Here is a 12,125-nt window from a genome sequence, read left to right as displayed (position 1 = left end):
CATTTATAATCTTATTATGTTATATACTATCGCGGTGGTTCTCATCATTCTATGGCTGCTCGGTTTCGTCAGCAGCTACACCATTGGCGGATTTATTCACATCCTGCTCGTGATCGCAGTGGTGATGATCCTGGTTAATTTAATTTCCGGCCGGAAACGCCGGTGATCGTCGGGTTCCGTCAAGCTCCTATGAATAAAACATTCTCCCTGGTTCTGCTCGTTGGCGGAACAATTCTCGCGATCTACGGCTTTCAGGCGGCCAACTCGTTTGGCTCCGATGTCTCGCGATTCTTTACCGGGTCGCCGACCGATAAGTCCATCTGGATGCTGATCGGCGGCATTGTCGCGATCATCGCGGGCCTGGCCGGAACCTTCCGCACGTCGCGGCAGGGGTGATGGCTGCCACAGTTCTACCAATAAATACCACTGAATATGAAAGCTGAACTTGTAAAACAGGCCCTGGCAAAAGTCGGGGACCCGCACGTCTTAATCAACATGGTTTCCCGTCGAGTCCGGCAGTTGAACTCGGGCGGCGGGGCGTTAAGCCGCCCCTTGCTCGCGGACGTCGGGCAGGCTGGCGTCGCTGACATCGCCTTGATGGAAATTATCGAGGAGAAAATGGGATGGGTGATGCCCGAGATCATCGAATTAGTGCGCCCGGTTGGACGCAGGCGGAAAAAGGCATAGTAACAAACGGGAGCTGCTACGTTGGTGCGCCGGTTCCCGGGATCGAGAACTTTCATGCACAAACTCAAGCTTATCTGCCGCGATCTCGTCCAGGGCCCGCTCCACCTGTTGCGGCTTTCTCGCGCGGTGTGCGCTGCCATTTGGAGTGTCCGGGGAAAAGCCGGACGCGATGCCGTTGAGGCTGAGAGGCTGGATCGAATCCGAAATCCCGCCAAATACCTCGACGCAGTGAATCACCGTTCGGCGGAATAGCCAGTGAGGTTTGCTGTGCCGGAGCGCGTGCCTTCAGGCGCTTCGGAAAGGGTTCCGTGCGTCCGCCATTGTTTGCACGTTACATTTTCAAGGCTGCCCCGTCCTGCTTGTTAATCATGGCAGGATTCCGATCTCCGCCGTCTTCGCGAGTTTGAAAGCGGGCAAACTGCAAAGCCTCTGCGCATCACGTTCTCTGTGCGCCTCAGAACGCTTCTCCTGCAGCAGGAATAACCGATTGCGAATTCTTCGCGTTGAAAGCTGCAGCAACACCCCGCCGCAAAGCAGCATTCCCGAGGTCCCAGGTTCCGGAATGGCTATGATGATATTGTCGATGCCCACGGTGCTTGTGTCGTTCAGCGCGCCGAATGGCAGGCCGTAGGAAAAACGAATGGAATTCAACGAGGATCCGCTCATGAAGAAAGGAGTTGAACCGAGCAACACGCCGTTCTTGTAGGCCGACCATTCATTGCCCTCCAAATCGACGTGAACATGGATGCGAAACACCTCTCCGTCGCTGAACGTGCCGATCTCCGTTTCTTCATAGTACGGGCTCGTCGGACCATAAAGGTAAATGTGGCCATCACCGCGAAAGTAAACGTTCCTCACGGCGGGGGTATCGAACAGCACCGCAAGCTCGCTATCGCTGCCCACTAAACCCAGAGAAGTGAAATCGAAAAACAAATCCCAGCTCGACGGCTGGATCTCTGGCATCACTATCTGGATTTGGTCGTAGTAAAAAGGACCATTGTTCCCGCTGTGGTCCAGCTTGAGAGGCTGGTCGGTGAGGCCGCCGACGGAGCTTTCCACAGTGGGCGTCCCCCACAAAATCTCGGACACGTGGTGCGGCGCGGTCCCGCTCACCACCGGAATGCCTGGAACCTGCGGCAGCCGGTTGAAATCGATATCATAGATGACTTGGGAATGGGCGGCGGCAGATAGCACCAACATTGCGACAACGGGAACGAGTGGATTCATTGATTTTGAAACAATCCTTTCATGCGAACGACACCACAATAACGGGAGCCGTTCAAGCGCTATCAAGTCCCCGTGACTACGGACACCGGGTGACATCATTCCTCCCTGGCGGCCGCCGTCCTTGACAGCCGAACCCTGCATGTGAGACAACGGGCCAGCCCTTGAATTCTGGAACACAAGTTCCCAATCCGACTCGTCGCATGAGCTGTTGCTTCTCCCGTTTCGAACGATCTCACCCAAATCCCATCTGCCACAACCCGGCGCCCGTTTTCCACAGGCAATTCCCGCAATCATTGCCTCGTGCGATCCGGATGGTAGCACTGCTCACCTGCATGTTTCTGGCGTTTCCCTTATCCGCCGCGAACTACGCGATGCAGTTTTTCGGCAACACGAACCGCATTGAGATCGTCGATACTGCCCTGCGGTTCCCGACGAACTCGGTAACCGTTGAGCTGTGGATGAAATCCTCGTCGACGACGAACGCAGGCACGCCTGTATCCTACGCGACCGCGAGCAACGCCAACTCGTTGTTCATCTTCGATTACCGCAATTTCCAGTGCGCCATCAACGACGCGCGCACGGCATTAACGAACGTTTCGGCGAATGACGGCCAGTGGCATCACCTCGCAATGACCTGGACCAACTCGGGTGTGCTCCGCTTTTACAAGGATGGCACGATTGTGCTTTCCAATGACGTGATTGCCGCAGGGCAGGTGATTGCAAGGGGCGGCATCCTCGAACTGGGACAGGAGCAGGATTCACTTGGGGGCGGGTTCCAGGTTTCTCAGGCATTTACCGGGTTGATGGACGAGGTGCGCATCTGGAATCGCGTCCGGAGTGCGGATGAGATCGCAACCAACCGTTTCCGAAGCCTGCCAGGCGAGCAGCCGGGATTGATTGCGTATTTTCGAATGGACGAAGGTGGCGGCGCGGTGGCGCAGAACTCCGGAACGTCGTTCTACGACGGCGCCGTGCTGGGTCCGTCGTGGAGTTCGCCAGGAGTTCCGTTGCAACCGGAAATCACGACGCTGCCGCCCACGAACATCACCCCGACGAGTGCTGAATTTATCGCACGGGTGACGGGTCACGCTGCCACGCAGGTGCGGTTTGCGTGGGGCAGCGGGAACGCATTGAATCAATTCACGCCCTGGCAAAGCGTCACGAATACGGGGACGACGGAAGTTACGGCAGTCGTCGCGGGGCTGACGCTTGGATCTTACAGCGTTCGCGCTGAGGCCATGAACGAGGCGGGAACAAATTTCGGACGCGAAATCCTGTTCAACAACCTGCTGGTTGATGTTGCCTCGGCTGTGGGATTTGTGACGGGCGATGGCTGGGCCGACTTCGACAATGATGGACGCCTGGACATCCTTCGCTCGGGCTCGATTTACTTCAACACCCCCACGAACGGATTAGTGGAGGAATTCATGCCGTTCTCGTCTGACTTGATGGCGATTGGCGACATGGACAACGATGGATGGATGGATGTGATGGCGCTGGGTGAGTGGGAAGAGGACGACGACGAGGGGTTCGCCTTGCAATTCCTGAAGAACACTGGTGGAACGCTGGTTCTCGCCGACAGTTTTCTAGTGGTGTCCGATGGCGCGGAAGAGTTGCTGGTGGCGGACTTCGATCGTGATGGCCGCTTGGATGTTCTTCTCGTGGGTCCATCGTTCAGTGAATCCGAGGCCCTGTTCAATATATGGCTGAATCGGCCGACGCCCGGCGGACAGATGTTTGTAGATATTGGATCGGCAGGAGTGGAGGTGCCGCGATTCTCGCTCGTTGCGGTCGGGGATTATAACAATGACGGATTTCCGGATCTCGCCGTCAACGGAGCGTATGAGGATGACTCGGTTGCGACGCTGTTGTATCGAAACAATGGCAACGCCGGGTTCACGCTCGTACCTGGCGCTTTGCCAGGCATGATTGCGGACGTCGTGCAGTGGATCGACTACAACAACGATGGATTCCTCGATCTATTGCTGATGGGCGAGACCGAGTTGTTTGGCGGCGAAATGCTGACTGTGCTCCTGCGCAACAACGGAAATGGAACTTTCAGTGATTCGGGATCGGCTTTGGCGCCGCTGATCTTCGGCCAGGCCGCGTGGGGCGATTTCGACGGTGACGGGTGGGTCGACGTGGTTTTGTCGGGCGCGAGCAACAATGAGTTTCCTTACACGCCGGCCATGGACATGTATCGCAACAACAACGGGGTTTCCTTCTCGCTGACGAATCTCAACCTGCCGCAGGTGGAAACCGAGTCGCTGGCGTGGCTCGATTTCGATCGCGATGGCAGAATGGATCTCACGGGCGGGGGCTTCGAGGCGGAGACATTCAACTTCCGAACCTTCCTGTTTTTGAATCAACTGGGAATTCCGAACGCCGCGCCGTCGGTTCCCGTCGGACTGTCCACAACAGTTTCCAATTCGCTTGTGACTTTCCGGTGGAACCCGGCCAGCGATGCTCAAACAGCACCGCAGGGAATTACCTACAACCTGCGCGTTGAAACTGCGCCATTGCTTCAGGACGTAATTGCTGCGCCTGCCCTATCCAACGGAACATTGCTCATCGATCTCCGCGGAAATGTGGGATCTGCAAACACATTCACTCTGCCGTTGCCCGCCGGCCGAAACTACTACTGGAGCGTTCAAGCTGTGGATTCAGGATTCAAAGGATCGCCCTTCACCCCCCAGAAAGGTTTTGGTCTCCACAATGTGCTGTCGACGGTTTTGGGTGGTCCAATACCGGGAGATTCGAACGGCGATGGTGTCGTGGATTTGCAGGAGTTGAATGAGGTCATCCAGTATTACAGAAATCTCCGGCCGTAAACGAGGGCGTTACATGCAAACACATTTTTCATTTTCGCCCGGACGCCGTGCGCTGCCGTTTGCCGTTGCGGCATGGGCTGCGGCGGCTTCGGTGTGTGCGCTTGAGTTGTCGCTGGGCACCCATTCAGCGGGAGCCGGGAGTGTTGTGACCATGCCTGTCACGGTTTCAGGAACGCCAACCAACCTGAGCGCGGTGGCGTTCTTCGTGACAAACTCACCGGCGTGGGCGATTCCGGCGGTAATCCCTGCGCCATCGCAGCCTCACGTGCAGTGCTTTGTGGATGACTTCGGGAACGGCATTCATCGGGTGACCGCCTTTGTATTGGGCGGCTCGCCGATTGCGAATGGCCCGCTGCTGCTGCTGAATTATTCCGTTCCTGCCAATGCGATTCCGGCCGTGTATCCGCTAATTCTTCCCGCGGTCCTTGAGCCGCCTTTCAGCGCGAACCCGGAAGCGCGCACGCTGGCAGGCAACGAACTCATTTCTTCAACCGCGCAACCCGGGAGCATCCTGGTTCTCGGAGCCAGGCCGTTGTTGATTCCCATTGGCCGGCTGGCGAATGGAGCGTTTGTGTTCCGGGTTGAAAGCGAGGTGAGCACGTATTCGGTTTTCGCCTCGACCAATCTCGCCGCTCCCATCGGCGAATGGGAAAACATGGGTCCACCTTCGCCGCGCGGAGCGGGTGCGTATGAATTCGTGGACTCACACGCGACGAATCACGCTGCCCGTTTTTATCTTCTGAAGCCGTAGTGAGCGGCGGTTTCGTTCGCAGATTCAAGAATATCTCAGGACTCGTCGCATTTGCGCGAGGCTGGCAGCTATTTTCCGACCCATGTTTTTTTTCCGGGATCCGGAACAAAAGTAACCGAAGCCGGAACAAAACATCCCGCGCCAGCCGCAGTTCCACCCGCCGTTTGTGATTCGCACTGCGTTGCGGCCGCCAACCCGATGAAATTCCGGGTTGGCATGGTCTGGGCTATCAAGGAGGCGAAATCCAACGTTGTTGAAAGGTTGATATGAACATGAATTCCTTATTCGCTTTGAACGCTGGGACTGCGAGCCTCAGGGACGTCCGCCTTCATTCCCTCAAGAATGGCCAATTGAGCATTCTCACGCGGGCCGACGGTTTCGACGTATCGGAGGATCTGCAGAATGCGGTTGTCCGCAAGATCGGGCGCGTGCGGCAATACGCGCCGCGTGCGTTCCGGGTAAGGGTTCAATTTCGCAAAGAACCAGCACGAAAAGCCGCAGATCGATTTCACGTCATAGTCCACTATGAAGTTCCGGGCAACGACGTGATCGTTGCGCACAGCGGGCGTGATCCGATTGCGGCGCTGGATGTTGTCTCGGAAAAGATCGAACGACGGCTGCGCAAACGAAAGACAGCAAGGCTCGCACAGCGCGTGCGAGAGAAGCGCAGGGCGCTTTGGGCGAACGCTCCAAACCAATAACAGGAATACACAGTTGAGGTGAATATGTACAAAGACCAGATACCAGCAGATACAGTAGCCAGAACCCGCAGGGTAGATCGACCCCACTGCGAGGCCGAATTTCACGCGTCGCCGCTTGCCCGGCCTGCCCACAATCATTCGGGCGATCCTGAGAAGAGTGCTGCAGAGGGTAAAATGTCGTGGCAGACGTCCCTGCGGACGGCAGGGACGACTAAATGAGGCGGGAATTTGGGTGAAGGTTCGGGAAACCTTGACCGGTAAATATTCGGTCACGATCATTGATTCCGATTTCTCGAGCCGGCGTGGAGGGGTATCTACTCTCCGAATGGAATGCATTGCGGGAACGCGCGGGCGTGCTATCGTCTGCGTGTTCCCGATCGACGCAGATATTTACTTCATATCGAGCTTATGCTGCGGCTGTGCACCATGCCTGTTCTATTCGTGATGATGGCGTGCTGTGTCGATAGCGGGTCAGCAGCGCGAATCCAGTCCCTGACTCTTACGAATGGAACGGCGCAGCTGGTGTTTTCTTCGACGAACAGCGGCACGCTCGTGTTGTACCGTTCAACAACGGTCGACGCTCTCACGAACATAGCGCTAATGCGACAGGTGAGCGCAACCAACCGGGAGATTGCCGTGATGATATTTCCCGAGCACGTGCACTCCTTCTTCCGCGCAGAGATTTACCCGGACGCTATGCGGCCGGATTCTGACGGCGACGGCATGGACGATTTGTTTGAGTTGCAGCATCGCTTGTTTCTCGATCCCGACGATCCCGCTGACGCTTCGCGAGATGAGAACGGGAACGGCGTTTCGAATGTGGCGGAGTATCAACGCGGAACGAGCCCGATTCTTCCCCGGCCTGGAAAGACTTTTGCAATGACCGGCCCGCACGCGGCGGGAATTGCGACGAACGGTTTCATCTTCACGTGGGGCCTGAACCAGCGCGGACAGTTTGGGAACGCGCTCCAGACCTATTCGTCGGAGTATTACGTCACGGGATGCTGGAACGAGACACGCAGCTTCAACACGGATCGGGGTCCCTTGATGGCGCGCGGTTCGAACTGGGTTTCACTGGCTACAGGGGCGTCGCACACGCTGGCGATCAAGGGCGATGGCACGCTGTGGGCATGGGGCGATTCGAACTACGGGCAGTTGGGAAACACAAACGACGTGGGTGGCTTCATTACGCCCGGCGGACGCGACATTTCATGGCCGGTACCTGTGCCCGTGGGAACCAACATGCGGTGGCGCTCTGTCTTCGCATCGAACTGGCGCAGTTTCGCCATCGCGACCAACGGCACGCTTTGGGGATGGGGACAGAACACAGGGAATGTGTTTGGGTCAAACAATCCGCCTGTCGTCGAGGTGCCGCTGCAAATTGGAACGAACAGAAACTGGGCCAAGGTTTCAACGTGGGGCTGGACAGGTTCCGGATGGGCCGTTGGCATTCAGAACGACGGGTCGCTTTGGGCGTGGGGCGAAACAATCCTTCCCCGTCTTATTCGCGAGCGGTTATTGCAGACCAATACCGCTGTTCCCGCGGTGGACGCACCGTCGCCTGTCGGGGTGCCAGGCCCATGGCTGGACGTAGCGGCTTTCGCGGGCGTGGTTTACGCGCTCAAAGCCGATGGGACGCTGTGGATGAACCGGGAATCCCTGGGAAATGTTCAACATGTCCTTGGCTACCCGGCCCGGTATGGCGCTTGCGTCGAAGAATTTTCCGGATTCGGTCTTCCTCCCGAAGATGTGCGAAGCATTTGCGAATCGCTTCATGGGCCGCCGCCCGATGTGGAAGGGACGCTTCGCCGGCTCCAGGACGATTACCTGTTCGACGCGGCATCTGCCAGGAGCGGCTGGGTAAGCGTGGAGCCAAACATTGCGCTGCACAGTGACGGCACAGTGTGGACGGCCGGTGAATTCTCTCCGCGTTCGGGCGATGAGCCGCGGGACGGTGTTTTCCAGCGGGTGAATTCCGACACGAACTGGCGTGCGGTTGCCGCGAATTACTCGGGCGGATTTGCGGCGCAGAAAGTGGACGGGCGCGTCCACTCGTGGGGTCCGGGTCCGCACAATGAATCGGTGGAATCGACGAATGTGCTGTTGCGATTGCCAGGCACGAATTGGCTGAGCGCTTTCAAGGGCGAGAACCACGTCGCGGCGCTTGATGCTCGCAGCAACCTCTGGATGTGGGGTGCGAACAACGTGGGCCAGTTGGGGCTGGGTGATCGGACGGCGCGCTTTGTGCCGACGCCGCTGGTCAAAACGGGTCCGTGGAGGAGTTATGTGGCGGGGAGTTCCCTGACGCTTGCGGTGCATGCCGATGGCAGTCTGTGGGGCTGGGGCAGGTTCCGCGGCACGACTGCCAGCACAAACCGCGGAGAAGCATTGCCTGTGCACCTGGTGCCGGACAGGCAATGGCGATCCGTTCATACGTTCGCTCGGCGAATGTGGGCCATTGAAGCCAACGGAGCGGTTTGGGGCTGGAACCTTGGCGGGATTTCGGGAGATTCACTTACTGCCCCTGGAAATCAGAAAACGTTGGTTGAGCCGACACTGCTGACGAACGTTCCGTTTTCAAAGCATATCGCCGGCGCAGACACCCACACCGTCGCACTGGCGACCAACGGGATGCTTTTCTTCTGGACCGCAACGAACCAGGACGCAATTGCGGTGAATAACGATTCATGGCGGGACGCCGCGGCGGGCTTCAATCACACGCTCGCGATTGCGAGCGACGGATCTCTGCAGGCGTGGGGGTCGTACAATGTTGACGCTCAGCTGGGCATTGTCGCCCTGACCGCGCCGTACATTCACTCCTTTTGGTCCTGCATGTTCGCTCCCGCACCCAATGCGTCATATCCAGCCGTGGTGACCACAGGCACCGGCACCAATGTGCCGACGCGCGTCGGTTCAGCCATGAACTGGCGATCGGTGGTAGCTACGGGTTCGAGCGGTTATTCGGCCGGGCTGCGCACTGACGGAACGCTTTGGATGTGGGGGCGATCCGGAGTGGCTTCTGTAACGAATGAACTCTATTACACGCCGGCGGATCATCTCTACCCCAATATTCCCTATCCGAATGACACATCGGTTTTGAAGGAACCGAAACGCGTGGGCCCGGCGAGTAACTGGACTTTCCTCAGCCGTGACGTCGCAGTGAATTCCGCGGGCGAGTTGTACATGTGGGGCGACAACAATGGCGGCCAGCTTGCCCTGCCGCCGTTGTGGCAGCCGCTGCCTGTGACCAGCAACCTCGTGTTCCGCGTCACTGCCCTGCCGTAACCCTCGACGGCTCTGCTGCGCGCTGATGCCCGGCAGCGGAGGGTGTAAAAAGTGGGTGCTTCCGTGCGCACGGATGGAAGATCCGGCCGCAGGGTTCGCCCGCAATGTTTGGTGGATTCGCCGTGACAACACACGTGCATTCTTTTTCAATCCTGTCCCGAAAATATGAGATCTCTTGGTTTCCAAATGCGTTTGCTGCCGTTGATGACTTTGTTGTTCTCGCTGTCGGGCGGGATTTTTGTGAATGCGCAACCTGTGATTGTTTCCACCGTTCCGCCGAGTGGAGCCGGCGGAGTTTCCCCGACGGCAGGTGTTGTGTTCACCTTCAGCACAGCAATGAATCCCGATTTCACGGAAGCGATGTTCCTCGACTCCTCAAATCCGTTCGTGCCACTGAACACAACCGCGGCCTGGAGCGCCGGCAACACGGTCCTGACATGCACGCCATCGCCAGCGTTTCCGGCCGGCAAGTTCATCGTGTGGAGCGTTGATGGCGAGAGCGCGTCGGGAGACACGCTGGAGGGCGAAACCAGCGGATTTTTTACGACCAGCGCAGGGGGCGGTGGCGGTGGTTCCGGAACAAATGCCATTACATCGTTCTCACTCGGAAAGACGCATACCTACGTCCAGAGTTCCGCGGCAGCACCCACTGTGGATCCTGATTTCTCCTACAGTTTTGGCGCGCTGACGTCCCTTGCATCGAATCGTACCGCCACTGCCGTCACGCTGACACTGCCGTCAGGATCGATATCGAACCTCAATCAAAACTTTGTGCAGCCGGAAGATTACTTTTTGTTCGCGATTTACACGAACCTGCCCGCCTTTGACTCGACCTTTTCGTCTGGCAATTACGTGTTCAATGTTCAATCCGCTTCGTCGAACCAGATCGTGCCCTTGAATTTTCCCGCGAGCTTGCAACAACCGGCCGCGCCGCGCGTGAGCAATCACGCGGCGGCACAGAACGTCAATCCCGCACAGCCGTTCGCGCTCACGTGGGATGCGTTTCCGGGTGGTTCGGCCGCTGATTATATCGCGGTACACATCGGCGATGTCTTCTCTTCGACGAACCTCGGCGAATCCGGAGCGCTGAAAGGAACCGCCACGTCCGTTAGTATTCCAGCGGGCACGTTCCAGCCGAATTCAGAATACGAAGGAACGGTCGGTTTTTATCGGTACGTTTCAACAACCAACGGCACGAGCTATTCCACGTCAGTTTACCGGGCGACCGTGACGCAGTTTGTCTTGAAGACCGCCTCCACGGTGACAAGCCCGCTGATTCTGACGAACGCAGTGCGGAATGCGGGTGTGTTGAGCTTCGATGTCCTTTGCTCGCCCGGACAAACCGTGACCGTGCGATACAGAACCAACCTTGCGAATGGCGCGTGGCAAACGCTGCTGACCACGAACAGTCCAGGTGATCGGTTCAGGGTAACTTCTCCCACGACCCCGAATTCCTCCCGCTTTTTCCGCGCGAACGATGGATTGTAAGCGATCGGGCGGTCCCCTGCTTCGAAGTTGAATGCGGGAGAGCGGCGGACTTTTCAGGCATCTCTTCGTTCTTGCGTTGCAGTGTGAATGCCGTGGCTCTCACGCGTGCCAACGTCCAGCCTGCGTCCTTCACCCCTAAGTTTTGTAGGGTGGTCGTTGGGGGTTGCTGAAATAGAATCACGCCAGCAGCAAACCCAATATCTCTGTGACAACTCAGACATCCGTTAACACTTTGCAACGTGGCGCCCACCTGCCATGGCGGCGCCTGCAGCCGGGATTCACCCTGATTGAATTGCTGGTCGTCATCGCCATCATCGCGATCCTTGCGGCGATGTTGCTGCCGGCGCTTTCCCGGGCGAAGGAGAAGGCGCACCGCGCATCCTGTTTGAACAATCTCCGCCAGATCGGAATTGGAATGACCATCTATGCCGGAGACAACAACGATTACGTGGTGGAGGCGCGCGCCGCGGCGGGGAATCCGAGTGCGACCGTGAAGGGCAAATACAATCAACACGCGATCAATTCACCTCAAGCTGGCATGGCGAAGGAAGTGAACCTGGACCCGACGCTGACCAATAATCCATCCATCTGGGCGTGCCCCAGCCTTGGCCAGGGCAGCGTTTCCTACAATTCAACCACGACGCCCCCGCAGTGGAATGTTGGATATCAGTATTTTGGCGGAATCTACTGGTGGTACAACGTCGCCAACACGGCGGGTATTGAATCCGCGAGTCCGACGAAGTTGAGCCGCGCCAAGGCGTCGTGGGTGCTCGCGGCGGATCTGGTTTGCAAGGACGGCACGGCGCCGGGAAATCCGTGGGCCATCGCCAGTGGCAATGGTCGCGTTGCACATCAACGCCCTCGCGCTGCGTATCCGGACGGTGCCAATCATTTGACGGTCGATGGCTCGGTCAACTGGATCAAATGGGAACGATTGCTTCAACTGACGACGTTCGATACGAGTTCGCGGCTCTTCTACCATTTCCAGGAAGATCTTGGAAAAATCAATCGGCCAGACGTTCCCTATCTCAAAGTGCGTCCCTGACGATGAACCCCACGGCTTCCCCCATGCTTTTGTAGGGTGGTTGAATCGAGCGCCCGTGTGCAACCCTCGCCACCATTCCCTCAGCCATGAAAATCGCCGCCTCGGAACGG

At 57.6% G+C, this 12,125-nt stretch carries 11 protein-coding genes; 10 read left to right on the top strand and 1 reads right to left on the bottom strand.

Annotation, left to right across the window (positions count from 1 at the left end; genetic code table 11):
- Positions 1 to 16: 16 nt before the first annotated feature.
- Genes VEH04_09760 through VEH04_09745 form a run of 4 tightly spaced genes read left to right on the top strand, consistent with a single transcriptional unit; the run spans position 17 to position 939 of the window.
- Positions 17 to 166: a lmo0937 family membrane protein gene (locus VEH04_09760; GenBank protein HYG23056.1), complete on the top strand. Its 150-nt coding sequence runs from the start codon at positions 17 to 19 to the stop codon at positions 164 to 166.
- Positions 167 to 189: 23 nt separating this feature from the next.
- Complete coding sequence (locus tag VEH04_09755; protein ID HYG23055.1) at positions 190 to 396, top strand: DUF3185 family protein; 207 nt, start codon at positions 190 to 192, stop codon at positions 394 to 396.
- A gap of 36 nt (positions 397 to 432) precedes the next feature.
- Positions 433 to 687 (top strand): DNA-directed RNA polymerase subunit omega, encoded by a 255-nt coding sequence (locus VEH04_09750; GenBank protein ID HYG23054.1) that lies wholly within the window; start codon positions 433 to 435, stop codon positions 685 to 687.
- 54 nt (positions 688 to 741) lie between these two features.
- The gene (locus VEH04_09745) at positions 742 to 939 is read left to right on the top strand and encodes a hypothetical protein (GenBank protein HYG23053.1); all 198 of its coding nucleotides are present in this window, start codon (positions 742 to 744) and stop codon (positions 937 to 939) included.
- Between the two features lie 114 nt (positions 940 to 1,053).
- On the opposite strand, the gene VEH04_09740 is transcribed toward VEH04_09745, so the two are convergent.
- Complete coding sequence (locus tag VEH04_09740; GenBank protein ID HYG23052.1) at positions 1,054 to 1,914, bottom strand: hypothetical protein; 861 nt, start codon at positions 1,912 to 1,914, stop codon at positions 1,054 to 1,056.
- A 332-nt stretch (positions 1,915 to 2,246) separates the two neighbouring features.
- Here VEH04_09740 and VEH04_09735 point away from each other — a divergent pair, with 332 nt between their 5' ends.
- The 6 genes from VEH04_09735 to VEH04_09710 all read left to right on the top strand — a co-directional run bounded on the left by VEH04_09735 (position 2,247) and on the right by VEH04_09710 (position 12,015).
- Positions 2,247 to 4,745: an FG-GAP-like repeat-containing protein gene (locus tag VEH04_09735; GenBank protein HYG23051.1), complete on the top strand. Its 2,499-nt coding sequence runs from the start codon at positions 2,247 to 2,249 to the stop codon at positions 4,743 to 4,745.
- 13 nt (positions 4,746 to 4,758) lie between these two features.
- Complete coding sequence (locus VEH04_09730) at positions 4,759 to 5,496, top strand: hypothetical protein (GenBank protein HYG23050.1); 738 nt, start codon at positions 4,759 to 4,761, stop codon at positions 5,494 to 5,496.
- Positions 5,497 to 5,768: 272 nt separating this feature from the next.
- Positions 5,769 to 6,197, top strand: coding sequence for a ribosome-associated translation inhibitor RaiA (raiA, locus tag VEH04_09725; protein ID HYG23049.1), 429 nt, complete (start codon positions 5,769 to 5,771; stop codon positions 6,195 to 6,197).
- Positions 6,198 to 6,623: 426 nt separating this feature from the next.
- Positions 6,624 to 9,482: a hypothetical protein gene (locus VEH04_09720; GenBank protein HYG23048.1), complete on the top strand. Its 2,859-nt coding sequence runs from the start codon at positions 6,624 to 6,626 to the stop codon at positions 9,480 to 9,482.
- 165 nt (positions 9,483 to 9,647) lie between these two features.
- Positions 9,648 to 10,970 carry an Ig-like domain-containing protein gene (locus VEH04_09715; protein HYG23047.1) on the top strand — a complete coding sequence of 441 codons (1,323 nt, stop codon included), beginning with the start codon at positions 9,648 to 9,650 and terminating at the stop codon, positions 10,968 to 10,970.
- Between the two features lie 205 nt (positions 10,971 to 11,175).
- Positions 11,176 to 12,015, top strand: a complete 840-nt coding sequence (locus VEH04_09710; protein HYG23046.1) for a prepilin-type N-terminal cleavage/methylation domain-containing protein — start codon at positions 11,176 to 11,178, stop codon at positions 12,013 to 12,015.
- The last annotated feature ends 110 nt before the right edge of the window (positions 12,016 to 12,125 follow it).

Source organism: Verrucomicrobiia bacterium (genome assembly GCA_035629175.1).
Classification (GTDB): domain Bacteria; phylum Verrucomicrobiota; class Verrucomicrobiia; order Limisphaerales; family DASXHY01; genus DASXHY01.
Note: the sequence above shows the minus strand (reverse complement) of the source record. Positions and strands in the feature narration are given on the sequence as shown.

Coding starts and splice junctions, on each gene's coding strand:
- raiA (HYG23049.1), top strand. CDS start 5,769: ATGAATTCCTTATTCGCTTTGAACGCTGGGACTGCGAGCCTCAGGGAC.
- VEH04_09715 (HYG23047.1), top strand. CDS start 9,648: ATGAGATCTCTTGGTTTCCAAATGCGTTTGCTGCCGTTGATGACTTTG.
- VEH04_09760 (HYG23056.1), top strand. CDS start 17: ATGTTATATACTATCGCGGTGGTTCTCATCATTCTATGGCTGCTCGGT.
- VEH04_09745 (HYG23053.1), top strand. CDS start 742: ATGCACAAACTCAAGCTTATCTGCCGCGATCTCGTCCAGGGCCCGCTC.
- VEH04_09730 (HYG23050.1), top strand. CDS start 4,759: ATGCAAACACATTTTTCATTTTCGCCCGGACGCCGTGCGCTGCCGTTT.
- VEH04_09735 (HYG23051.1), top strand. CDS start 2,247: ATGTTTCTGGCGTTTCCCTTATCCGCCGCGAACTACGCGATGCAGTTT.
- VEH04_09750 (HYG23054.1), top strand. CDS start 433: ATGAAAGCTGAACTTGTAAAACAGGCCCTGGCAAAAGTCGGGGACCCG.
- VEH04_09720 (HYG23048.1), top strand. CDS start 6,624: ATGCCTGTTCTATTCGTGATGATGGCGTGCTGTGTCGATAGCGGGTCA.
- VEH04_09755 (HYG23055.1), top strand. CDS start 190: ATGAATAAAACATTCTCCCTGGTTCTGCTCGTTGGCGGAACAATTCTC.
- VEH04_09740 (HYG23052.1), bottom strand. CDS start 1,914: ATGAATCCACTCGTTCCCGTTGTCGCAATGTTGGTGCTATCTGCCGCC.